Annotated in this window: 20 protein-coding genes and 4 pseudogenes; 8 read left to right on the forward strand and 16 right to left on the reverse strand. The window is 42.1% G+C overall.

The window, feature by feature from the left end:
- Positions 1–61 precede the first annotated feature (61 nt).
- From accC to benC, 10 genes are all read right to left on the reverse strand, one after another.
- Positions 62–1,423 (reverse strand): acetyl-CoA carboxylase biotin carboxylase subunit, encoded by a 1,362-nt coding sequence (gene accC, locus AC4CUX_RS15685; RefSeq protein WP_004979754.1) that lies wholly within the window; start codon positions 1,421–1,423, stop codon positions 62–64.
- A 16-nt stretch (positions 1,424–1,439) separates the two neighbouring features.
- A complete protein-coding gene (gene accB / locus AC4CUX_RS15690; protein ID WP_004979753.1) occupies positions 1,440–1,859 on the reverse strand; it encodes an acetyl-CoA carboxylase biotin carboxyl carrier protein in 420 nt (139 codons plus the stop codon).
- 16 nt (positions 1,860–1,875) lie between these two features.
- The gene (aroQ, locus tag AC4CUX_RS15695) at positions 1,876–2,331 is read right to left on the reverse strand and encodes a type II 3-dehydroquinate dehydratase (protein ID WP_114836661.1); all 456 of its coding nucleotides are present in this window, start codon (positions 2,329–2,331) and stop codon (positions 1,876–1,878) included.
- A gap of 1,089 nt (positions 2,332–3,420) precedes the next feature.
- The gene (gene pcaD, locus AC4CUX_RS15700) at positions 3,421–4,197 is read right to left on the reverse strand and encodes a 3-oxoadipate enol-lactonase (RefSeq protein ID WP_114836660.1); all 777 of its coding nucleotides are present in this window, start codon (positions 4,195–4,197) and stop codon (positions 3,421–3,423) included.
- A 99-nt stretch (positions 4,198–4,296) separates the two neighbouring features.
- Entirely contained in the window at positions 4,297–5,502 is a 1,206-nt protein-coding gene (gene pcaF / locus AC4CUX_RS15705; RefSeq protein ID WP_279690714.1) for a 3-oxoadipyl-CoA thiolase, read from the reverse strand.
- A 251-nt stretch (positions 5,503–5,753) separates the two neighbouring features.
- Positions 5,754–6,404: a 3-oxoacid CoA-transferase subunit B gene (locus AC4CUX_RS15710; protein WP_078425589.1), complete on the reverse strand. Its 651-nt coding sequence runs from the start codon at positions 6,402–6,404 to the stop codon at positions 5,754–5,756.
- Positions 6,405–6,417: 13 nt separating this feature from the next.
- Positions 6,418–7,098, reverse strand: coding sequence for a 3-oxoacid CoA-transferase subunit A (locus tag AC4CUX_RS15715; protein ID WP_279690716.1), 681 nt, complete (start codon positions 7,096–7,098; stop codon positions 6,418–6,420).
- Positions 7,099–7,125: 27 nt separating this feature from the next.
- Positions 7,126–8,358: a benzoate/H(+) symporter BenE gene (benE, locus tag AC4CUX_RS15720; RefSeq protein ID WP_279690718.1), complete on the reverse strand. Its 1,233-nt coding sequence runs from the start codon at positions 8,356–8,358 to the stop codon at positions 7,126–7,128.
- 54 nt (positions 8,359–8,412) lie between these two features.
- The gene (gene benD, locus AC4CUX_RS15725; protein WP_279690719.1) at positions 8,413–9,198 is read right to left on the reverse strand and encodes a benzoate diol dehydrogenase BenD; all 786 of its coding nucleotides are present in this window, start codon (positions 9,196–9,198) and stop codon (positions 8,413–8,415) included.
- A 320-nt stretch (positions 9,199–9,518) separates the two neighbouring features.
- Entirely contained in the window at positions 9,519–10,535 is a 1,017-nt protein-coding gene (benC, locus tag AC4CUX_RS15730) for a benzoate 1,2-dioxygenase electron transfer component BenC (protein ID WP_490792546.1), read from the reverse strand.
- Here benC and AC4CUX_RS15735 point away from each other — a divergent pair.
- Positions 10,534–10,671, forward strand: a complete 138-nt coding sequence (locus tag AC4CUX_RS15735; protein ID WP_490792547.1) for a hypothetical protein — start codon at positions 10,534–10,536, stop codon at positions 10,669–10,671. The two genes, benC and AC4CUX_RS15735, sit on opposite strands and share 2 nt — an antisense overlap.
- A 17-nt stretch (positions 10,672–10,688) precedes the next feature.
- On the opposite strand, the gene benB is transcribed toward AC4CUX_RS15735, so the two are convergent.
- The 5 genes from benB to AC4CUX_RS15760 form a co-directional block, all read right to left on the reverse strand.
- Positions 10,689–11,198 (reverse strand): benzoate 1,2-dioxygenase small subunit, encoded by a 510-nt coding sequence (gene benB, locus AC4CUX_RS15740; protein WP_279690724.1) that lies wholly within the window; start codon positions 11,196–11,198, stop codon positions 10,689–10,691.
- Positions 11,195–12,592 carry a benzoate 1,2-dioxygenase large subunit gene (gene benA, locus AC4CUX_RS15745; protein WP_279043317.1) on the reverse strand — a complete coding sequence of 466 codons (1,398 nt, stop codon included), beginning with the start codon at positions 12,590–12,592 and terminating at the stop codon, positions 11,195–11,197. Before benA ends, benB begins: the two co-directional genes overlap by 4 nt.
- A gap of 78 nt (positions 12,593–12,670) precedes the next feature.
- Positions 12,671–13,591, reverse strand: a complete 921-nt coding sequence (gene catA / locus AC4CUX_RS15750) for a catechol 1,2-dioxygenase (protein ID WP_279690726.1) — start codon at positions 13,589–13,591, stop codon at positions 12,671–12,673.
- Positions 13,592–13,737: 146 nt separating this feature from the next.
- Positions 13,738–14,028, reverse strand: a complete 291-nt coding sequence (catC, locus tag AC4CUX_RS15755; protein ID WP_005399484.1) for a muconolactone Delta-isomerase — start codon at positions 14,026–14,028, stop codon at positions 13,738–13,740.
- 29 nt (positions 14,029–14,057) lie between these two features.
- Positions 14,058–15,167: a muconate/chloromuconate family cycloisomerase gene (locus tag AC4CUX_RS15760; protein ID WP_151836562.1), complete on the reverse strand. Its 1,110-nt coding sequence runs from the start codon at positions 15,165–15,167 to the stop codon at positions 14,058–14,060.
- Positions 15,168–15,282: 115 nt separating this feature from the next.
- Here AC4CUX_RS15760 and AC4CUX_RS15765 point away from each other — a divergent pair, with 115 nt between their 5' ends.
- From AC4CUX_RS15765 to AC4CUX_RS15775, 3 genes and pseudogenes are all read left to right on the forward strand, one after another.
- Positions 15,283–16,197 (forward strand): LysR family transcriptional regulator, encoded by a 915-nt coding sequence (locus AC4CUX_RS15765; protein ID WP_130235429.1) that lies wholly within the window; start codon positions 15,283–15,285, stop codon positions 16,195–16,197.
- Between the two features lie 281 nt (positions 16,198–16,478).
- Positions 16,479–17,846 carry an MFS transporter gene (locus tag AC4CUX_RS15770; RefSeq protein WP_078425584.1) on the forward strand — a complete coding sequence of 456 codons (1,368 nt, stop codon included), beginning with the start codon at positions 16,479–16,481 and terminating at the stop codon, positions 17,844–17,846.
- Positions 17,847–18,086: 240 nt separating this feature from the next.
- A pseudogene (locus AC4CUX_RS15775) lies at positions 18,087–18,569 on the forward strand (DcaP family trimeric outer membrane transporter); the annotation flags it as partial.
- A gap of 65 nt (positions 18,570–18,634) precedes the next feature.
- On the opposite strand, the gene AC4CUX_RS15780 reads toward AC4CUX_RS15775, so the two are convergent.
- Positions 18,635–19,767 (reverse strand): IS3 family transposase gene (locus AC4CUX_RS15780; RefSeq protein ID WP_490792228.1). Its coding sequence is split into 2 segments (ribosomal slippage): positions 18,635–19,515 and positions 19,515–19,767, totalling 1,134 coding nucleotides; the frame shifts between segments, so codons are not numbered across the junction.
- Positions 19,768–19,782: 15 nt separating this feature from the next.
- On the opposite strand from AC4CUX_RS15780, the pseudogene AC4CUX_RS15785 reads away from it, so the two are divergent.
- From AC4CUX_RS15785 to AC4CUX_RS15800, 4 genes and pseudogenes are all read left to right on the forward strand, one after another.
- A pseudogene (locus AC4CUX_RS15785) lies at positions 19,783–20,649 on the forward strand (DcaP family trimeric outer membrane transporter); the annotation flags it as partial.
- A 277-nt stretch (positions 20,650–20,926) separates the two neighbouring features.
- A pseudogene (locus AC4CUX_RS15790) lies at positions 20,927–21,079 on the forward strand (multidrug transporter); the annotation flags it as partial.
- A 66-nt stretch (positions 21,080–21,145) separates the two neighbouring features.
- Positions 21,146–22,236, forward strand: a protein-coding gene (locus AC4CUX_RS15795) for an IS4-like element ISAba1 family transposase (RefSeq protein WP_490792115.1) whose coding sequence is annotated in 2 segments (ribosomal slippage) — positions 21,146–21,686 and positions 21,686–22,236 — 1,092 coding nt in all. Because the reading frame shifts where the segments join, the coding sequence is not laid out codon by codon here.
- 17 nt (positions 22,237–22,253) lie between these two features.
- Positions 22,254–23,003, forward strand: a pseudogene (locus AC4CUX_RS15800) (EamA family transporter); the annotation flags it as partial.
- Between the last annotated feature and the right edge of the window lie 48 nt (positions 23,004–23,051).

Consider the following 23,051-nt stretch of genomic DNA (forward strand, 5'->3'; position numbering starts at 1 on the left):
TGTTTTATAAATAAAAAACCGCGATTTATCGCGGTTTTTTATTTAAGGATCAAGAAAACTATTATTTGTCTTGATTACCTTCAATTTGCTTTAACAAATGCTTTTCAAGGTAGTGAATATCCATTGCTTGTTCACAGAATTTTTCATCTTGAAGAATCAAATCTTTATGCAATGGAATATTGGTTTTAATACCGGTCAGAATCATTTCATCAAGCGCTTGGCGCATTCGAGCAAGTGATGTTTTACGATCCTTACCGTGTGCGATCAGCTTTGCAATCATCGAGTCATAGTAGGGCGGAATGCTATAGCCTTGATAGATATGCGAATCAAGACGAATACCTGCACCACCTGGCACATAAAAATTCTCAATTTTACCCGGTGAAGGTAAGAAGGTCGTTGGATCTTCAGCATTGATACGGCATTCAATCGCATGGCCTTTGACTTCAACTTGATCTTGTTCAATTTCAAGGCCTAAGCCACCAGCAATGCGGAGCTGTTGTTCAATAATGTCGATACCTGTCACCATTTCAGTTACAGGGTGCTCAACTTGAACACGTGTATTCATCTCAATAAAGAAGAATTCACCATCTTCAAACAAGAACTCGAATGTACCTGCACCACGGTACTGCATTAATTTACAAGCATTTACGCAAGCTTCTAAAATGTCAGCACGTGCTTGTTCAGGTAAATTTGGCGCTGGCGCTTCTTCTAACACTTTCTGATGGCGGCGCTGTAAAGAGCAGTCACGGTCATAAAGGTGAATCGCGTGGCCATTACCGTCAGCAAGAACTTGAACTTCAACGTGACGAGGTTTTTGTAGGAAACGCTCCATATACACTGTGTCATCGCCAAACCACATTTCAGCATCACGCTGTGCGGCTTGAACAGATTCAAGTAGGGTGTCGACACGTTCTACAATACGCATACCACGACCACCACCACCAGAAGCAGCTTTCACGATCAATGGAAAACCAATTTCTTTAGCTTCAGCCAGTGCATTTTGTGGTGTAACCGCATTTGCAGAACCCGGTACAGTTGGAACACCTGCTTTACGCATTGCTGTAATTGCAGAAACTTTATTACCCATCAAACGAATATGTTCAGGGCGTGGTCCAATAAAAATGAAACCAGAATTTTCTACAATTTCAGCAAATTCAGCATTTTCTGATAAGAAGCCATAACCTGGGTGAATGGCATCTGCACCTGAAATTTCAGCTGCTGTAATAATGGCAGGAATGTTCAAGTAGCTTTCGCTGCTCGCACCTGGTCCAATACATACTGCTTCGTCAACAAAACGTAGGTGCATTAAGTCTTTGTCGGCATCTGAATAGATCCCTACAGTCTTAATCCCTAAAGTTTTGCAGGCGCGGGTGATGCGCAGGGCAATTTCACCACGGTTTGCAATTAAAACTTTTTGCAACATTATAAGTCCCCGTCTATTACGCGCGGTAGCGGAATAATGGTTGACCGAATTGGATCACTTCGCCGTTTTTCACTAAAATTTCTTCAACCACGCCGCTTTGCGTTGCTTCAATCGGGTTCATGATTTTCATTGCTTCGATAATACCAAGTGTTTCACCAGCCGTGATGGTCTGACCGACTTTAACAAATGGCGCTTCACCTGGGCTTGGAGCCGCGTAAAACACACCAACCATTGGAGATGTTTCTACAGCACCACGTGGTGTTTTAGCCGCTGGAGCCTGAGCAACAGGAGCTGCCATAGCAACAGGAGCACCAGCTGCAACAACTGGACTACGACGAGTCAGTGCAATCGATTGATCGCCTTCTTTAACTTCAATCGCTTGTAAGTCAGATTCAATCATCAGGTCGATGAGTTTCTTGATTTTACGAATATCCATGTGACAGTATTCCTAATTATGATTGCGTAGAGGGTTGAATTTTAGTGAGAGCGTAATTGAGCGCAGCGCTATAACCTTGAGTACCTAAGCCACAAATAACGCCAACGGCTTTATCTGATAAATATGAATGATGTCTAAACGCTTCGCGCGCATGAACATTCGATAAATGAACTTCAATAAATGGGATGGCTACACCAAGCAGGGCATCACGTAGAGCAACAGAGGTATGCGTGAGTGCAGCTGGATTAATAATAATAAATTGGACGCCATCCGCTTGGGCTTGATGAATACGGTCGACAATGGCACCTTCCCAATTACTTTGGAAAGTGTCGAGAGAAATTGAAGCATTTTCAGCTTGTGCAATGAGTTGCTGATTGATGTCGTTCAGCGTTAGAGAACCATAGACTTCTGGTTCGCGCTTTCCTAGCAAATTTAGATTCGGTCCATGAATAACCAAAATGGTCGAACTCATTTAGCTTGCTCCATTTATAAATTGCAATAAATCTTTGCAAGATGGCTGCAAAGTTTGCGTATTATGGCATAAAGTTCTACATTTTTTTTATAGTTTGTTTGAATTGACGTAGATGCTTAGTGCCAAACTTCGGCAATATAATGTAAATTTTGCAAGGAATTGACAATGTTAAAAGATTACAAATTTTCGGATTATTACTCTTTTTTACATTGTAAGCCAAATTGACCAAAAGCAGCAGATTTGTTTCCGTTTTGTGCCACAGGTGCAACTCGAGTCCTGAAAAGAGGTCAACTCAGACTTCTTAGTCGGTAGCTCACTCTACATGAGATCTAGATCATTTCTTATGTAACTAAACTGTATATCAAAATAAAGCTGAAGTTTGATATGGTTTGTATCTGTACATGATCTGATCAATTTATTCCAGCTCTTTTGGTTGGCTTGACGACCATGATCAATTCAGTTGCTAAGCTTTATTGGATCAATACTGAACTTGAAAAATATCACTTTCATTAATTAAAACATCAACTTGTTACGTTAAAATGTAGATGGACGTTTTTGTCTGTTGTTAACGTCTATCTAGCTGATGCCATGATCTTTTAGAAAAAAACTGAAAAACTTGAAACAGTAAGAGGAAAATTCAGGTTTCTAACGGTGCTTTTCAGCATCCTCTTGGTTGAGAAATTTTGCCGTTAAATAAGCAAAAGACTGTAGAAAAATTGCTGAGTAGCAGAATGTATTGAAAAAATATCCTCCTATTGCGTCAGGGCTTTTGCTGTGCGAGAAAATTTATAAAAGAAAAGAATTGGCTATTTTGCTCATTTTAACTGGGTAGATTCGGCTTTACATGATGGGATCTAGTGAGTTTAGGATTGGCAATAAGTGAAATTCTGAAGATATGATTTTGAAACCATAATAATTTCAGTTTGTTTTATATACAATTTTTGAGTTTTGATGATTTTAAGAGGAAAAATAAAATGAGCTAAAGCCAGCATATTTTTAATAATGAGTTTTACGTATTCCTATCGCTTTCTTTAGATAGGTACTAAAAAACAGCCCATGTAGGGCTGTTTTGAGTTCAGATCTAGAGCATTAAGCAATAAAATCTAAGATGGCCTGATTGAAGGCTTTGGGCTGTTCGATATTTGAAATATGAGAGGCATCGATTTCAAATAGGGCACTACTTCGGATGTGATTCACCATGTACTGTGCATCTGAGACTGTTGTTACGGGGTCTTTACGCCCTGCAATCACAAGTAAAGGCACTTGAATACTTTCGAGTTTTTCACGTAAATCCGCTTTAGCCAAAGCTTCACAACAACTCGCATAACCTTCTGGACTGCCAGCACCTAAGTCGTTTGAAAGCGCTGCTACAGTTGCTGCGTTGCTTTGGATAAAGGGTTCGGTAAACCAACGGCTCGCAGCCGTTGATGCAATTGGTTCTAAACCTTGGGTACGTACAAGTGATGCGCGATCATTCCATGCCTGTTCATTACCAATTTTGGCAGAGGTATTACATACAATGGCACGGTGAAAACGTTCAGGTTTATGAATGACTAACCACTGACCTGTAAGTCCGCCCATTGAGATACCGCAAAAAATGGCTTTCTCAATGTTTAAATGATCCAGTAAATGGATCAGGTCTAGACCAAGTTGTTCAATATCATAAGGCCCTTGAGGCGAAGAAGACTGACCATGCCCGCGAGTGTCATAGCAAATCACAAAATAGTTTTTCTGGAAAAAAGTAATTTGTGGTTTCCACATGTTGAAGTTTGTGCCTAGCGAGTTTGAAAAAACGATCGCGGGATTTTGGGGGGCACCAAAGGTCTGATAGTGAATTTCGGCATTATTTGAAGTAAACCTTGGCATATGCTTTTCCTTAATTCATTAAAAATTTTGAGTGTTTCCACTGTTGTTATCAGCAAAACGTGTTATGAGCAGAAACACCACGTCAGATTAGAAGGAGGGTTAAACCCGCTGAATAATCATTGCAATGCCTTGGCCGACCCCAATACACATTGAACATAAGGCATAGGTTCCACCCGTTTGTTCTAACTGGTTTAAAGCCGTGGTGACTAAACGTGCACCCGATGCACCCAGTGGATGACCAATCGCAATTGCACCACCGTTTGGATTCACTTGTGTGGTGTCATCTGCCAGACCTAGGTCACGGGTAACGGCCAGTGCTTGTGCAGCAAAAGCTTCATTCAGCTCAATCACATCCATCTGCTCTAATGTCAGATTGGCTTGTTTCAGTAACTTTTTGATGGCAGGTGCAGGTGCAAAGCCCATAATGCGAGGTTCAACCCCCACAGCTGTAGATGCAATAATCTTGGCACGGGGTTTAAGTTGGTACTGCTCAATCGCTGCTTCTGAAGCGATCAGTACAGCAGCCGCACCGTCATTGATGCCTGATGCGTTTCCTGCAGTGACGGTGCCTTCTGCTGTCACGACTGGCTTCAGTTTTGCCAAAGCTTCCAAGGTGGTCGATGCACGTGGATGTTCATCCGTGTCGACCACAATCGGATCACCCTTACGCTGTGGAATATTCACAGGGATGATTTCATGCGTAAAAAAGCCTTGAGCTTGCGCGGTTGCGGTGCGCTGTTGACTCGCCAAGGCAAACTGGTCTTGATCTGCGCGATCAATATTAAATTGTTGTGCCACGTTCTCCGCGGTTTGCGGCATGGTCTCTACACCATACATCGCTTTGAGCTTAGGATTGATAAAACGCCAACCCATAGTGGTGTCTTCAATCTTTTGACTACGGCCATAAGCTGTTTTTGATTTCCCCATCACAAAAGGTGCACGAGACATACTTTCGACGCCACCTGCGATGATTAAATCTGCTTCGCCGGCTTTAATTGCACGGGCTGCCATCGCAATGGCATCTAGGGATGAACCACATAAGCGATTCACAGTCGTGGCAGGAACTTCAACGGGTAAACCTGCAAGCAGTGCTGACATACGCCCCACATTACGGTTATCTTCACCCGCTTGGTTGGCACAACCATAAATCACGTCATCGACTTGGGTCCAATCTACACTTGGATTACGTTGCATTAAGGCTTGAATTGGCACTGCACCCAAGTCATCGGCACGGATCGGAGCGAGTCCACCTGCATAACGGCCGAATGGGGTACGAATGGCATCGATAATATATGCGTCTTTCATGTTTAATCTTGTCCTTTAAAACGGGACTCTGCTGATAGATCAACTGTATCTATTCACGACGGAGTCTTATCGTGTTCAGTCAAATAGCAGTAACTCGTTCTCGTCCCTTTTTTAAAAAAGTGACCAAAAACTTTGTCATCAACAAAACCTGTTCACTCACAGCAATTTTCCACTGCTGTTGCAAAAACAATATTTTTAAAGCGCTCGACAGGTTGTTGATGACTATAAGCTCTAGCAAATTTTTCTGAAATTTACTGTGTCGCATCCACCAATGGAGCACCCGTCATCGCCTGCAATTCTGCAAAGCTTAGACCGTCGACTTTCTCAATCACTTTTAAACCGTCTGCGGTGACATCAATCACACACAGGTCAGTGTAGATACGATCGACACATTTCAAACCTGTCGCTGGATAGCTCAGTTCAGCCACGATCTTCGGTTCACCCTGTTTGGTGACATGGTCGGTGGTGATAAAGACTTTCTTGGCACCGACGGCTAAGTCCATCGCACCACCGACGGCAGGAATCGCATCGGGTGCACCGGTATGCCAGTTGGCCAAGTCACCATTGGCTGCCACTTGAAAGGCACCTAATACTGCAATATCTAAGTGACCACCACGCATCATGGCAAAAGAATCGCCATGGTGGAAAAAAGCACCGCCTTCGAGCATGGTCACATATTCTTTACCCGCATTAATCAACTCAGGGTCTTCTTGACCTTTTTCAGGTGGTGGACCAAAAGCCAATAAGCCATTTTCAGAATGTAAGAATACGTCTTTGTCACTTGGTAAGTAACTGGCAATCTTGGTCGGTAAGCCAATCCCGAGATTGACATACGCACCATCTGGAATATCTTGTGCGACACGTTCTGCAATTTGGTTACGGCTGAGTTTTTGATAGCTCATGAAAGTCTCCCGATTACACAGCAACTGGTTCAGGCTGAACCTGCACCACATGTTGAACAAAAATACCTGCGGTGATGATGTGTTCAGGGTCTAAAGCCCCCAGTTCCACCACTTCAGACACTTGTGCAATAGTCACGCCTGCGGCCATGGCCATAATCGGGCCGAAGTTACGTGCTGATTTGCGGTAGACCAAGTTACCCCAACGGTCGCCTTTCTGTGCTTTAATCAGAGCAAAGTCAGCTTTGATTGGATATTCCAGTACATAATCTTTCCCGTCGATGTGACGGGTTTCTTTGCCTTCGGCCAATAAGGTGCCGTAGCCAGTTGGGGTGAACACTGCACCGAGTCCCATACCTGCGGCTTGAATACGACAAGCCAAGTTGCCTTGAGGCACCAGTTCCAATTCGATTTTTCCTGCACGATAGAGTTCATCGAAGACCCAAGAGTCAGACTGACGTGGAAACGAACAGATGACTTTTTTCACGGCACCTGCTTTGAGGAGCTTGGCTAAACCATAGTCGCCATTACCAGCATTGTTGCTGACGATGGTAAGGTCTTTAATGCCGAGTTGAATTAAGCCATCAATCAGTTCAGCAGGTTGCCCTGCGGTACCAAAACCACCGATCATGATGGTTGAGCCATCCTTTATTTGCGAAAGTGCTTCTGTTATAGAAGCTGAACTTTTATCAATCATAATATTGTCCTAGGTACAGCGTACCTATTAACTTTTGGAACTTGGATTGGAGCTTGGAGTTGAAGCTAAAGCTGAAACATCAGGGCTGCATTTGGTTAAAATTAGATACGCAGTTAAACCAATGACGATGCCCCAAAAAACGGAACTTAGACCCAAAAAGTGCATACCTGAAGCTGTAGCTAAAAAAGTAATGAGGGCAGAATCTCGTTGAGATTCATCTTTCATGGCTACAGCGATATTGGTTGAAATCGCACCCAATAAGGCCAAGCCAGCCAATGCGGCAACAAGCTCTTTCGGCAGCAAGCTGAAGAGCAGAACGATACTGCCTGCAAACAAACCACCTAAAATATAGAAAATGCCGTTTGCTACGCCTGCGATATAGCGTTTTTCTTTTAACTCATGCGCATCTTTGCCCATACACAATGCAGCCGTAATCGATGCCAAAACGATGGTGATACCGCCGACACATGCAACAGCTAAAGACGCAATACTGGTGGTGGTGATAATCGGCTTGGCAGGCATGTCATAACCACTCAGTTTCATGATGGCCATGCCTGGTAGAAACTGTCCTGTCAGGCTGACTAAAATCAAAGGCAGGGCAAGGTTTAAGGTGGAGTGCCAAGTCCATTCAGGGCTAATGAACTGAGGAATAGCAAGTTGGAAATCTAAACTCACCGCATTCATTTCACCAAGCCCAAAGCTCAAGGCCACACCTGAAAGCAGTACCCAAAGCATGCTATAGCGCGGTGAAATTCGTTTTGCGACTAAAAAGACAAATAGCATGCTAAACACAATAATCGGCATACTGTTAGTTGCGCTAAACAGACCTAAACCAAACTGAAATAGAATACCTGCCATCATCCCAGCAGCTACTGACTGCGGAATCCATTTCAATAATTTATCGAAGTAACCACTGATTCCGATCAGGAAAATCACCAAGGCTGAGGTAATATAAGCGGCTACAGCTTCATTCAGGCTAATATTCGGGAACAGCGTGACCAACAAAGCCGTACCTGGCGCAGACCATGCTGTAATCACAGGGACTTTAAACTTAATGGAAAGAAAGATCCCTGCCACGGCTGCTCCAATAGAAATACCCCAAATCCATGAAATCATCATGGTCGGGGAAACCTGAGCTTGTTGCGCAGCCTGAAAAAAGATAATGAGTGGCCCTGAATAGGAAATCAGCACGGCCAAAAATCCTGCGACAGTGGCTGAAATAGACCAATCTTCTTTCAAAGTTTTAAACAGGGTAGCCATTCATTTGCCTCCATGCAGACATGATCCTGTATATAAAAGTAATGTAACGATCAATTAGCCTTGATCGCCACCGCCGACAGGAACAACTGTACCTGTCATATATGACGAATCATCTGAAGCAAGGAATACAATCGCATTCACTTGTTCCTGAATCGTGCCATAACGGTTCATAAAACTACGATCAATAGTTTGATCGACCACTTGTTGCATCCACGACTTTTCATTTTCAGACAGTGGATTTGTATTACGCGGCACTTTACGCGGCGGTGCTTCGGTTCCACCCGTAGCAACTGCATTCACTCGGATCCCATCTTTAGCATGCTCAAAAGCAAGTGATGCAGTAAGGGCATTGACCCCACCTTTGGAAGCCGAATAGGGCACACGGTTAATACCTCGGGTTGCAATAGATGATATATTTACAATCGTACCTTTCTGATTTTTAATCATTTCAGGTAAAACAGCGCGACAACACCACAGCGTTGGGAATAATGAGCGATTGACTTCTTTGATAATTTCTTCTTCAGAAAACTCTTCAAAAGGTTTCATCCAAATTGCACCGCCGACGTTGTTGATGAGCACATCGACACGGCCATAGACTTCAAGTGCTTTGTCTACAACACTTTGAGCACCTGCAAAGGTTTCAAGGTTAGCTTTGACTGTTATTGCATCACCTTGTTTTGCTTCAATTTCTGCTAATGTTTCATCGACATAGTCAGATAAGTCGGCTAAAACAACTTGCGCACCTTCGTCAGCTGCTTGGAGTGCAACACCGCGACCAATGCCTTGAGCGGCACCAGTCACAATCACGACTTTGTTTAAAAATCTTTGATTCAACGCCATTTTTTTAACTCGCTCATCATCCAATATAAAGATGAATTTCTAAATTTATAAATTTGGCACGCCGGTGTCCTAACATTTGAATATCACTTACCGGATTAACCTTCGGTTGGACTTACTTTTCTTTTGGGAAAATGAGAAGCAGCGCTTCGCAAGAAACCACCTTACGGTGCAGTGCACCTCATCGCAAAACTCGTCAGAAACCGATTACTTGATATCTTCCTCGCAGAAAAAGCATTTTTACCAAGCAGTTTGGCCTCGAACAATTGCGCATGACATTTTCGCGTATCATTTTTTCTATAACTTAAATATTGGGTGGCGTATTAGTTTGCAGAGAATTTTTCAAACAGGAAATTTGCAGGTTTTACACCTTCGCTATCTAACCAACCACGAACAGCATCAACCATAGGGACAGGACCACAAAGGTAGACATCAACATCACCGCCATTGAGCCATTCATTGTCAATGTGCCCAGTCACATAACCTTTACGCTCATGCGCAGAGTCTGGACTTGCAACCACAGTACGGTATTCAAACCATGGCAGTTTAGCTTGGAGGGCATTTAGCTGTTCTAAAGCGACTAAGTCGAAGTCATTGGTGACACCAAACACCAAACGAACAGGGTGTTCAGCGCCTTTTTCTTCTAAAATCTGTAGCATAGACATAAAAGGGGCAATACCTGTACCGCCTGCAAGCATGACAACAGGACGAACCACATTACGTAGGTAGAAGCTACCAAATGGACCTGTAAAAGTCATTTTATCGCCCGCTTTGGCAGTACTACTTAAAAAGCTACTCATTTTGCCATTCGGCACATTACGTACCACAAAGCCCGTTAGACGGTTGCCCGGTTTTGAGCTAAATGAATAGGAACGCGTTTCTGCTGTGTCTGGAATTCCGACGTTGACATATTGACCAGCAAGGAAGTGAATGTCAGGTTGACCTTCATCAAGTTGAATATCAAAAGTAATGGTCGATTCTGATAAGTTTTCGACAGCGACTAAAGTACCTTGATACTGGTGAATTTCGGTTTTGCAGACTTCAGATGAAGCTTGTATTTGGAATACGGCATCCGAAGTCGGACGGCATTGACACGCCAAAATATAGCCTTGTTCCGCTTCTTCTGGTGTTAACGCATCTTCAATATACGTCTCTTCAGGCATGTCATAACTACCAGATTCGCAAAAAGCGCGGCAAGTCCCACATGCACCATCACGGCAGTCTAGCGGAATGTTAATTTTTTGGCGGTAAGCGGCATCTGATAAATACTCACCTTGAGTCACGGTAATAAAACGCGTTACGCCATCTTCAAATTGAAGTGCAACATTGTGGTTTGACATGGCTGAATATCCTTTAAAAACTTTAAAAACTTTAAAAACTTTAAAAACTTTAAAAACTTTAAAAACTTTAAAAACTTTAAAAACTTTAAAACTTGGAACTCTCAGCCAAAACTCCATTTGGCTGAAAGCATACTAAGGATGTGTGGCTAAAACTTAGAGGTGATAAACATCAATCACTTGGTTGATATAATCGTTTTTCAGTACCACGTATTTACTTAAAATTTGTGGTTTTTCACCTGAAAAGTCGATTTCATAACGTGACATACCAAAGTAGCTATAACTGGTTTTGTAGCGAAAGCTCAGCGTATTCCAGTTAAAACGGACGGTAACTTTGTCTCCATCACGCTCAATCACTTCGATATTGTTCACATTGTGACAAGTACGCGTGTCTGGCATGGTCGCAGAAGAGCGCTCAGTTTTAATGCGGAACATACGGTCTTCTAAACCTTGGCGGTCTGGGTAGTAAATCAGGGAAATTTCAGACTGCGGATCTGTAGTCAAGGTATCGTCGTCATCCCATGCAGGCATCCAAAACGATGCAGAAGGGGCATAACATGCAAGCCAATCATCCCATTGCTCATCATCTAAAAAGCGCGCTTCTTGATACAGAAACTGACTGACTTGTTCGATGCTAACGGTGTTGAGTGTTGTAGGAGCATTCATGCAACTTCTCCTTGTTCATTTGCAGTTTCAACAGCCAGTGCTTTTTCATTGGCAATTGCAATTTTCATCATGTCTAACCAGTGTTGGTGCTGGGCAAGGTAGAGCCCTTCATCCTCAGTTTTGATACCTGAAAGTTTTGGTTTTAGACCAATTTCATTGGCAGCATCATCTGGGCCATGAATCCAATGCTTTGAACCGCGGCACATATCATTCCATTCCAGTTCAATGCCTGCGTAGCCCGCTTGGCATGCACGGAATTCTTCTAAATCATCCGGTGTTGCCATGCCTGAGGCATTGAAGAAGTCTTCGTACTGGCGAATACGACGCGTACGTGCTTCCGCGTTTTCGCCTACAGGGGCAATACAGTAAATCGTGACTTCAGTTTTATTGACTGAAATTGGGCGAAGTACGCGAATTTGTGAACCGAATTGATCCATCAAATAGACGTTCGGATAAAGACATAAGTTGCGTGAGCGCTCAATCATCCACTTCGACATTGCTTCGCCAAATTTTTCAGAGTATTCGTCAGCTTTCGGGAAGTTTGGACGGTCTTCAGGGTTAGCCCATTGTGTCCAAAGCAGCATGTGACCATTGTCAAAACCATATGAGCCACCGCCTTGTTTACCCCAAGCGCCTGCGCTCATGGCACGGATGTTGTCACCCGCTTGTTTTTCTTTACGTTGTTGAGTGGTCGCTGCATAGTTCCAGTGCACCGCAGAAACGTGATAACCATCTGCGCCATTTTCTGCAGTGAGTTTCCAGTTGCCTTCATAGGTGTAGGTAGATGCACCACGTAAAACTTCAAGACCTTGCTCAGACTGATCCACAATCATGTCAATGATTTTGCTGGTTTCGCCTAAGTACTCTTCTAAAGAGGGAACATCTGGATTTAAGCTGCCGAACAAGAAACCTTTATAGTTGCCAAAACGTGCAACTTTTTTCAGATCATGTGAACCTTCATGGTTAAAACAGTCTGAATAACCTGCGTCTGCTGGGTCTTTTACTTTTAAAAGTTTGCCAGAGTTATTAAATGTCCAACCATGGAAAGGGCATGTATAAGTTGCTTTATTGCCACGTTTATTACGACAAAGCTGTGCACCACGGTGTGAACAGGCATTGATCATGGCATTGAGTTCACCATTACGGTTACGTGCAATCAGAATCGGCTGACGGCCAATATACGTCGTGTAATAGTCATTGTTATTTGGAATTTGGCTTTCATGTGCCAAGTAAACCCAGTTACCCTCGAAGATATACTTCATTTCTAGGTCAAAAAGGGCTTGATCAGTAAACACTGAACGATGAAGTTTGAATTCGCCTGTTTCAAAGTTGTCGACAAGTAATTCGTCGATACGATCGAGATGGCTAGTATTAATAACTGGGATACGTGGCATGTCCGTTCTCCGACTTTCCAAAAGTGAGGAAGTCCCCGAAATGCGACTTTGCAGTGGCTATTTCGGTTCCAAGGGTAATTAAGCGCTAGCGCGACGACGTTCAACTTCAGTTGATGGTGCAGCCGCTTGGTCTTTCACCAGTTCAACATTGAATTGAATGTGTTTGAATGGACCTGTTAAACCACGGCGTGCAATTTCAGCTTCATCAGTGATATCGACAGCGGTAGCCACCAAGCCTTCACGTGTTGCAAATGCAAAGTCATCCCACAGGTATTGGTCACCCTCAATGTTGAATTGGGTGGTTAACTTACGGTAGCCTGGCGCAGATACGAAGTAATGTACGTGCGAAGGGCGGTTACCGTGACGGCCTAACTTGTTCAATACAAATTGAGTTGTCCCTTCTGGTGGGCAACCATAACCAACAGGCATCGTGGTGAGAGCAACGTATTTACCATCTTGGTCACTCATGATTGAACGACGTAGATTGAAGTCTGATTGTGACTTATCGAAGAAAGAGTAGTTGCCTAAGCTATTGGCATGCCACACTTCAACTTTTGCACCTTCAATAATCTGACCATCAGTGTCAGTCACTGTCCCTTCAATAATTAAAGTCGGAATTTTGCCTTCTTCAGAACCATCGTCCATACGTGCAAAACCAACCGATTCAGGTGCACCAGCTACGTATAAAGGACCCTCGATGGTACGTGGCGTTCCGCCTGTAATGCCTGCTTTGGCATCGGCTTCGTCTGCACGTAAGTCGAGGTAATGCTCAAGACCAAGACCAGCCGCAAGTAAACCAAGTTCATTGGCTTGACCTGCATCCGTAAAGTATTCAAGACCTTTCCAAACTTCAGTTTGGCTCAAATCTAAGTCTTCAATCGCTTGGAATAAGTCACCCAATAGGCGAACCACAATTTGTTGAGTACGTGCGTCTATAGAACCGGTTGCTGTATCCACATTCATTGTTTTGACTAATGCATCAATCTGTTGACGATTCATACTATTGCTCCTTAAGTATGTTTGCTGTGTGGTGGCTAGCTTTATGAATAGGTTGAAAAGCTTAGCTGCCACGTTCCTTGTTAATATCCTTCACTGGATCGTAGATTAGATGTCAGTGATTCAGCTGTTTCTATTCGACCATTTAATTAACGATCATCTTCACGAATAGACGATGGATGTCGGTTTAAAGGCATCACTTCAATGTTCATATACGGGTACAGGGGTAAACCTTGCAAAATGTTGTGTAGCTCTTCATTGCTGTCTACATCAAAAATGCTGATGTTTGAGTACTGACCTGTAATACGCCAAATATGTCGCCATTTGCCTTGAGCTTGTAGCTCTTGCGAATATGCTTTTTCGACTGCTTTAATTTCACTGGCAGTTTCAGCAGGCATATCCAGTGGAATGTTTACATCCATACGTACGTGAAAAAGCATGTGTAACTCCTAAACGGTTAAGACGTCGCTTAAGCGCGGCGTAGCTGATCAATCTTGTTTTCATCCAGTTCAATACCGAGTCCTTTGCCTTGGGGTAAGTGCAAGGCGAAGTCAGTGTATTGAAGTGGGGTTTTTAAAATATCTTGGGTTAACAGCAGAGGACCGAATAGCTCGGTGCCATAGGCTAAATTTTCAAAGGTCGAGAACAAATGTGCCGAAGCAATCGTGCCGACGGCACCTTCAAGCATGGTTCCGCCATACAAATCTATGCCTGCTAAGTTGGCAATCTTCGCGACTTCATGACCTTCAATTAGTCCACCAGACTGAGCCACTTTGACTGCAAAAACAGAGGCCGCATTGGTTTTGGCTAAACGGTAGGCTGAGCTTGGTCCCATGAGCGATTCATCCGCCATGATGGCAAGATCAAAACGTCGCGTTAAACGCTGCATCGCATCAATGTTGTCGATCGCACACGGTTGTTCAATCAGATCAACACCACCATTTTGTAGGAGTTGAATGCCTTTAATCGCATCTAGCTCAGACCATGCACGGTTCACATCGACACGGATAGAAATGTCTGAACCCAGCGCTTGTTTAATCGCAAGAACATGTTCAACATCTTCTTCTACACGGCGTGAACCGATTTTAAGTTTGAAAATATTGTGGCGTCTTGCCTCAATCATTTTTCGGCCTTCAGCAATATCTTTTTCAGTGTCACCAGATGCCAACACCCAAAGTACAGGTAAACTGTCACGTAAGCGGCCGCCTAACACTTCAGAAAGGGGTAAATCTAAACGTTGCGCTTGAATGTCGAGTAGAGCCGTTTGAATTGCACATTTGGCAAAACGGTTACCATTAATATTCTTTTTTAAAGCACGCATAGTTTGTGCAATATTTTGAGCTTTAAGGGACTTCAATAAAGGTGCAAAATAAGTTTCAATATTGGTCTTAATACTTTCTGGGCTTTCTTCACCGTAGCCCAGTCCGCCAATTGTTGTCGCTTCACCCCAACCGACAAAGCCATCTTCAGTGCTGATTTTCACCAAGACAAGCGTTTGCGTTTGCATAGTCGCTACCGCCATTTTGTGTGGGCGAATAGTGGGGATTTCGACGAGTAAGGTTTCTATAGATTTATACATCTTAACTCTGCGCAGCCTTGCGTTGTGTACCTGATTTGATATACCTTAAAAGAATAAATATGAACTGTCGAAGATCAAATTAGCATTTTAATATATCTTAAAGGTATAAATAGTCATGGAATTGAGACACCTCCGCTACTACGTAGCTGTTGTAGAAGAGCAGAGTTTTACCAAAGCTGCTGAAAAATTATTCATTGCGCAGCCTCCTCTAAGCCGCCAGATACAAAATCTAGAGGCTGAATTGGGGGTGCAATTATTTGAACGTGGCAGCCGTCCACTCAAGACCACGGAAGCAGGACAATTCTTCTATCAACACGCTGTTAAACTTTTGTCTAATGCCGAAGAAGTCAAAGCCATGACACAGCGTGTAGGCTTGGTTGAAAAAACGGTGACCATGGGCTTTGTGGGATCGTTGTTATATGGTTTATTGCCTAAAATTGTGTATTTATTTCGCCAACAGCAGCCGCATTTAAAAATCGAATTGATTGAAATGAGTACCAAAGACCAAATTCAGGCCTTAAAAGAAGGGCGGATTGATGTTGGTTTCGGACGTCTACGTATTTCAGATCCTGCTGTGCGTCGGGTTTTACTGCGTGAAGAACCGTTGATGTTAGCGGCACATTCTAGTCATCCTTTGACAGCGCAAAAACAAGGCATTTACCTGTCGGATTTGGTCGATCAAAACTTATTTCTTTATCCAAGTCATCCCAAGCCAAACTTTTCTACCCAAGTCCAAGGGTTGTTTTCAGAATACGGGCTGGAACCTAAACATTTAAAAGAAGTTCGTGAAATACAGTTGGCACTGGGGTTAGTTGCCGCTGGAGAAGGAATTTGTGTGGTTCCAGAAAGTGCACGAACTATTCAACTGCCGCATTTGAACTATATTCCAATCTTAGATGATGCAGCGACCAGCCCCATTTTTCTGGCGATTCGTTCCATGGATGAAAGCGAAGATATTCGTTCACTATTTGATTGCATTTATCAGGTCTATGACCTTGAAGCGATCAAATATGACCGTGCATTTATCTAAACTTGGGGATTTAAATTCCACGATACTTTTAAAGTCTACATTTGAAAACGAACCATTTCAGCCATCTTTAGGGGATGGCTTTTTTTATAGTCATTTTCACTTGGTTTTGCTTATTTTCTGTCTCTCACTGCAATCATGGCTTATATAAGCTATTTATTTAAAACAATAAAAACCTTAACCGACCTTAAAGGTATAAATATAGAGTTATTCGGTTTTGGACAAGAAAGCTACTTTTGCTGCAATGTGCACAGCAACAAACATTCGCAAGCAGGAGGCTTAAAGTGAATACAAATCCAGTTAACATCAACACGGTGGTCGATGAAGCCAAATTTACGCCCTTTCATTGGAGTGTACTCATTTGGTGTCTACTGATTATTATTTTTGACGGTTATGATTTAGTCATCTATGGCGTGGCGTTGCCACTTCTGATGCAAGAGTGGGGACTCAGTGCAGTACAAGCAGGCTTACTTGCAAGTACAGCCTTGTTTGGCATGATGTTCGGTGCGATGAGTTTTGGTACGTTGTCTGACAAATTGGGCCGTAAAAAGACCATTATGATTTGTGTGGCTATTTTTAGTGGCTTCACCTTTCTAGGCGCATTTGCAAGCAATCCTATTGAGTTTGGTATTTTACGTTTTCTTGCGGGACTTGGCATTGGTGGAGTGATGCCAAACGTGGTCGCACTCATGACTGAATATGCCCCGAAGCGTATTCGTAGCACACTCGTGGCGGTTATGTTCAGTGGTTATGCTATTGGCGGGATGACGTCAGCTTTACTGGGTGCATGGTTGGTAACAGACTATGGTTGGAAAATCATGTTCTATATCGCCATCATTCCATTTCTGGCTTTGCCGATTCTTTGGAAGTTTTTACCTGAGTCTTTAATGTTCCTGACTAAAAAAGGCGAAACTGAAAAAGTCCGTGAAATTGTGCAAAAAATTGCACCTGAGCAAGCCATTCAGCCAGAAACGACATTTAAGCTCAACGAACCTGTTGCAGGTGATGATGCTCCATTAAAGGCATTGTTCCAACAAGGTCGTACCTTTAGCACCATGATGTTTTGGGTGGCATTCTTTATGTGCTTACTCATGGTTTATGCGCTTGGAAGCTGGTTACCAAAACTAATGATTCAAGCAGGTTATTCGCTTGGTGCAAGTATGATTTTCTTATTTGCTTTAAATATTGGCGGTATGGTGGGAGCAATTGGCGGCGGTGCGCTCGCAGACCGTTTCCACTTAAAACCAGTTTTAACAACCATGTTCACCGTGGGTGCTATTGCACTAATTCTACTTGGTTTCAACAGTCCACAAATGGTGCTGTACTGTTTAATTGCAATTGCGGGCGCAGCAACCATTGGTTCACAAATTCTACTGTATACCTTTGTTGCACAGTTCTATCCAACTGCGGTGCGCTCTACAGGGATGGGCTGGGCTTCAGGCATAGGACGCATTGGCGCAATTGTTGGACCAGTATTAACAGGTGCATTATTAACTTTTGAGTTGCCACATCAAATGAATTTTCTCGTGATTGCGATACCAGGTGTGATTGCAGCTTTGGCAGTGTTTATGGTCAATTTAAAAGTGTCTGTAGATGGTGAAAAAACCAAATCAAAACAAGTGTTTGATGCAGTTAAATCGACAGCCAATTAAATAATACTGAACCCATGAGTCTAGTGCATTAGTAGTAGGCTCATTTCAAAAACTGTATGAACTGTTAAAATCAATTTGCTTTTTATAAGTTGTTTTTTAACGCGATTTTTAATGCGATAAAAAGTTTCATTTTAAAGTATTAAAAGAAATGCATTGCGTTAGAAAACAGCGATGAAAAAGAGAGCTAAATATTAAAGAGTAAAAGTCAGGACAGACTTAAATACACAGGACCCGTGTTAAATGAAACAATTTAAGAAGAACGTTTTAGTTGTCACTTTATCCATGTTAAGTAGTGCAGCATTACATGCACAAACCAATACAACGGCAGAGATTGAGCAACTTAGAAATGAAATTAATGCGTTAAAACAAATACTTCAACAGAATACGCAGCAACAACAGCAGCAAGCTGTTAAATTGAGCGCTGTTGAACGTCAAGTGTTGACGACGCCAAAAACGGTTGAAAAAACGGGTTTAGGTTTGACCAAAGGTGGGGCAGAGTTCAACTTATACGGTAATGTTCGAATGGACGCATCGTATCAAGCTGAAGGTGGTGCTCGTGATATGCCCTATAACCAAATCAATAGTGTACCTTTAGACGGAAATGCTGAAAATAGCGATCGTTTAAGATCAACCCTTTCAGCAATGCGATTAGGTTTGGACTTTAAAGCACCAGTCGCCGATCAGAACTTAAATGCTAAAATTGAGGTCGACTTTTTAGGCGGTGCAAAGAGGTGGTCCCACTTGTTTGAACAACTAAAAGCTTATTTATAAGTGATATTCTGCTCTAGTTAAGCTACCTTATTTTGTTGTGGTAGCTGGTCATAGTAAAACTCATCTGGAGTCATTTTGTCCAGACTCGAATGAGGTCGTTTCAAATTATAAAATTCAAAATATGCGTTTAATTGCTTTTTCGCATCGGTGACACTGCTATAAGCTTTGAGATACACCTCTTCATATTTAACGCTTCTCCATAACCGTTCAACCATCACATTATCAATCCATCGACCTTTACCATCCATACTGATTTGAATGCCATTTGATTTCAATACATCAATAAATGCATCACTGGTGAACTGACTGCCCTGGTCTGTATTAAATATTTCAGGTGATCCATATTTTTCAATCGCTTCATTTAAAGCCGAAATACAAAAATCCACCTCCATACTAATCGATACCCTATGCGCAAGTACCTTGCGGCTATGCCAATCAATCACAGCACATAAATAAACAAAGCCTTTTGCCATAGGGATATACGTTATATCCGTAGACCACACTTGATTACTGCGCTGAATAGCCAATCCTTTGAGCAGATATGGATATTTACGGTGAGCTTGATTGGCCTGACTTAGATTTGGTTTACGATATAACGCATTAATGCCCATTTTCTTCATTAAAGTACGTGTATGACGTCGTCCTATATGATGTCCTTGACGATTCAATAAATCACGCATCATCCGGCTACCTGCAAAAGGGTATTGCATATGTAACTCATCCATACAGCGCATCAGCTTCAGATCTGATTCACTCACAGGTTTTGGGCGATAGTAATAACAACCACGGGAGACTTTCAGCAGCTTAGCTTGCTTAGATACTGAAATCTGAAGTGAGTCATCGATTAACTTTTGTGGTTGAAGCGGCCCAGTTTCTTCAACACACCTTCTAAAAAATCAATTTCTAATGCCTGCTCACCGATTTTTGCATGTAACTTTTTAAGATCAATGGGGGGTTCTGATGGAGCTTTTGATTGATCGAAAGCTTGCGAGGAAGCTGAGATCAATTGATTTTTCCAGTCAATAATTTGGTTTTGATGAACATCAAATTCAGCACTCAATTCAGCAAGTGTTTTTTCTGCTTTAATCGCAGCAAGTGCTACCTTAGCTTTAAAGTCATTTGAATGATTTCTTCTTGGTCTACGTGTCATAAAATACTCCATATATTGATGTTTATAACATCATTTGGGGAGCAAAATATCACTTATAAGTGTTGTTCAAATTTCCTGATCCACCTCTCAAACCTTGATAATTTACGTATTCGTCATGCGTATTTAAACTATGGTAACTGGCTAATTGGTCAAACGTGGTCAAACTTTGCGACTCCAGACTATATTCCTGAAACGATTGATGCTTTGGCTTATGTGGGTGCTTCAATTAAACGTACCCCTCAAGTGCGTTATACCCATAAATTCACGCCAAATACCAACTTAGTCGCGGCAGTGGAAGACCCGAAAGATGCCGGCATGAGCCAACGTATGCCTGCATTTACAGGACGACTAAATCATAAGTTTAATGATGCCCTTTCAGTCAGTGGACGTGCAATGGCGCATGAAAAACGTATTCAAAATCAAGAAGAGTGGGCGTATGGCGTAGGTGTTGGTGCCAAATTTGATATTACTCCTGTGACTTCTGTGAAAGCTGACTACTACCATGTAAAAGGTGATAGCAGCTTTGTATCCTTTACAAACCCTGGCGTAGTTGCAACAGGAACAAGTATTGAACAAAGTGAGTTTGACTCAATTACTGTTGGTTTAACACAGAAGTTTAATGACAAATTACGTGGTACTTTGGCTTATGGTTATATGACTTTTGATAAAAATCAGGACTACCTTGATGCTGTAGCTGATGACACCAAAATCAATAAAAACTTATGGCAAGCATGGGGTAATTTATTCTATAGCCCAGTTCAGCCTGTTAGCCTTGGCGTAGAGTATGTTTACGGTGAGCGTGAAGCATTTGCACCTGCGGCAAATGGTAGTAAAAAAGGTGAAGACAACCGTGTGAACTTGGTTGCGATTTATAACTTCTAATACTTGAAGTGATAACCCGTTTTCACTTTGATATGTATAGATCGAAGTGAAATTTCACATAGAAGCCGAAGGATAAGCCCTTCGGTTTTTTATGTCTTGCTGTTTAATTTCCTCAATACTCAATTTTGAGGAAATGTTGCGAAAGTAATGCAATAGTAGAAGTTTCGTCAGAACTTAAGTTATTTGTCACATAAGAATAAGTCATGAAAATAAAGCACAGTTGCTGCCATCAACGGGTTACATTATGTGAGGTAAGTAACTGTATATAGAGTACTTGATGACAATAACATGGATTCTTTTTACGCTTATGGCCGCTTTCATGCAGGCTTGGCGCAACGCTTTTCAAAAGCAACTCAGTACTACTGTAGATGTTTATGGAGTAACTCTAGCGCGGTTCATTTTTGCTTTACCTTTAGCACTGATTTCTCTGTACACGACAAAAATAGATAACTCATTGAAATAATGTCATAATAATTGTTTTCTAACGACGAATACTATGACACATCTCAATGAGTTATATCTTATCTTAAACAAATCTCTAAAATGGAACAAGTCACATTTAAAGTGCTTTGCGCTCATCATGCTTGTGATTATTTTAAAGCAAACATGTAATCTTTCTTCTGCATCTAAAGCCTTGCCCATCAAGTGCTTACCACAATCATTTTATCGACGTATGCAGCGCTTCTTTGCAGGTCAGTATTTTGATTATCGTCAAATTTCTCAGTTGATTTTCAATATGTTTTCATTCGACAAAGTGCAACTGACTTTAGATAGAACCAATTGGAAATGGGGAAAACGAAATATTAATATCCTGATGCTTGCGATCGTTTATCGTGGAATAGCGATACCTATCGTTTGGACATTACTTAATAAACGTGGAAATTCAGATACGAAAGAGCGCATTGCTTTGATTCAACGCTTTATAGCCATTTTTGGTAAAGACCGTATTGTGAATGTGTTCGCAGACAGAGAGTTTATCGGTGAGCAGTGGTTTACATGGTTAATTGAACAAGACATCAACTTCTGCATTCGTGTTAAAAAAACTTCATTGTCACCAATCATTTAGGAAAGAATCATAAAATTAGTGATTTATTTCGCCATCTTAAAGTTGGTCAAATTGAATGTCGTAAACGACGGATTTTGGTTGGTCGGGTGAAACTATATATAAGTGCACTACAGTTAGAAAATGGAGAGCTTTTACTCGTCGTTTCTCCTCAGTTTAATGCCAATGCTATTGAGGATTATGCATTACGCTGGGAAATTGAAACCTTATTCAGTTGTCTCAAAGGACGCGGGTTTAATCTTGAAAATACGCGCTTGACAGACCCTAGACGAGTGAAAAAATTGATTGCGGTGTTAGCTATAAGCTTCTGTTGGTGTTACTTAACGGGTGAATGGCAACATGATCAAAAAAAAGCGATAAAAATAAAGAAGCATGGACGACTCTCAATGAGTTTATTTCGCTATGGTTTAGACTATGTTCAAATGGCGATTCAGCGTTTAATTGGTTTTGGGAAAAAAGAAGAGTTTAAGGAGATTTTGGCAATTTTAAGAAGGCAGAATCCTGATAGGATAAGGGTTCTGTGAAATTTGTCGTGTACAGAGCACTGATTTACATCAGTTGCCTTTACCATTTCCAACCTGTGACAGAGTCCGTCTATTTCAATCTCCGTTTTGCTATTTATGTACTTATTGCAGCATTGAGCCAAATTGCAGCGACAGCCTTGATGGTGCAACTTTTTAAGCAAAAAAATTATGCAATTGGGGTGGGTCTTGCTAAAAGTGAGGCAGTACTTGCCGCGATTATCGCCGTGGTCTTTCTATCCGATCATTTAAGCCTTTTAGGCTGGTTTGGGGTTGCTGTCGGAGGTTTTGCAGTTTTTTTAATGTCCAAAGGGCGGGACTTTTCTGATTTTTCCGTGCAAACCTTATGTATAGGTATCGGTAGTGGTTTATGTTTTGCCATTACCTCGCTCTTGGTACGTGAGGCCAGTTTAGAACTAGATAATTTACCATTTATTCACCGTGCTGCTTGGGTGCTCTTAATGGTGATTGGGACACAGTGCTTTTTACTTTTAATGTATTTGGGTATATTTCGCCGTGCAACATTATGGGCCATGTGGCAGCGTATTGGACTTACATTTCGTGTCAGCTTATGTAGTTTTTTGGCGTCACTGGGTTGGTTTAGTGCCATGAGTATACAGTCCGTGCCCATTGTAAAAACTTTGGGGCAGGTTGAGATTATTTTTAGTATGTTGATTTCAGCCTACTTCTTTAAAGAAAAGCTGGCACGTGCTGAACATCTTGGTATTGTATTGGTAGTGATTGCAGCGTTTTTAGTGATTTGGGCTTGAAGTCTGATCTTTACACATCCCCGTCATTCATTTGTAATGACATTAACC

The sequence above is a fragment of the Acinetobacter sp. 231_lipA genome, assembly GCF_058243005.1.

Coding starts and splice junctions, on each gene's coding strand:
- catA (WP_279690726.1), bottom strand. CDS start 13,591: ATGAATCGTCAACAGATTGATGCATTAGTCAAAACAATGAATGTGGAT.
- accB (WP_004979753.1), bottom strand. CDS start 1,859: ATGGATATTCGTAAAATCAAGAAACTCATCGACCTGATGATTGAATCT.
- catC (WP_005399484.1), bottom strand. CDS start 14,028: ATGCTTTTTCACGTACGTATGGATGTAAACATTCCACTGGATATGCCT.
- AC4CUX_RS15715 (WP_279690716.1), bottom strand. CDS start 7,098: ATGATTGATAAAAGTTCAGCTTCTATAACAGAAGCACTTTCGCAAATA.
- AC4CUX_RS15735 (WP_490792547.1), top strand. CDS start 10,534: ATGGCTGAATATCCTTTAAAAACTTTAAAAACTTTAAAAACTTTAAAA.
- benC (WP_490792546.1), bottom strand. CDS start 10,535: ATGTCAAACCACAATGTTGCACTTCAATTTGAAGATGGCGTAACGCGT.
- benA (WP_279043317.1), bottom strand. CDS start 12,592: ATGCCACGTATCCCAGTTATTAATACTAGCCATCTCGATCGTATCGAC.
- aroQ (WP_114836661.1), bottom strand. CDS start 2,331: ATGAGTTCGACCATTTTGGTTATTCATGGACCGAATCTAAATTTGCTA.
- AC4CUX_RS15765 (WP_130235429.1), top strand. CDS start 15,283: ATGGAATTGAGACACCTCCGCTACTACGTAGCTGTTGTAGAAGAGCAG.
- pcaF (WP_279690714.1), bottom strand. CDS start 5,502: ATGAAAGACGCATATATTATCGATGCCATTCGTACCCCATTCGGCCGT.
- benE (WP_279690718.1), bottom strand. CDS start 8,358: ATGGCTACCCTGTTTAAAACTTTGAAAGAAGATTGGTCTATTTCAGCC.
- benD (WP_279690719.1), bottom strand. CDS start 9,198: ATGGCGTTGAATCAAAGATTTTTAAACAAAGTCGTGATTGTGACTGGT.
- pcaD (WP_114836660.1), bottom strand. CDS start 4,197: ATGCCAAGGTTTACTTCAAATAATGCCGAAATTCACTATCAGACCTTT.
- AC4CUX_RS15710 (WP_078425589.1), bottom strand. CDS start 6,404: ATGAGCTATCAAAAACTCAGCCGTAACCAAATTGCAGAACGTGTCGCA.
- AC4CUX_RS15760 (WP_151836562.1), bottom strand. CDS start 15,167: ATGTATAAATCTATAGAAACCTTACTCGTCGAAATCCCCACTATTCGC.
- accC (WP_004979754.1), bottom strand. CDS start 1,423: ATGTTGCAAAAAGTTTTAATTGCAAACCGTGGTGAAATTGCCCTGCGC.
- benB (WP_279690724.1), bottom strand. CDS start 11,198: ATGAATGCTCCTACAACACTCAACACCGTTAGCATCGAACAAGTCAGT.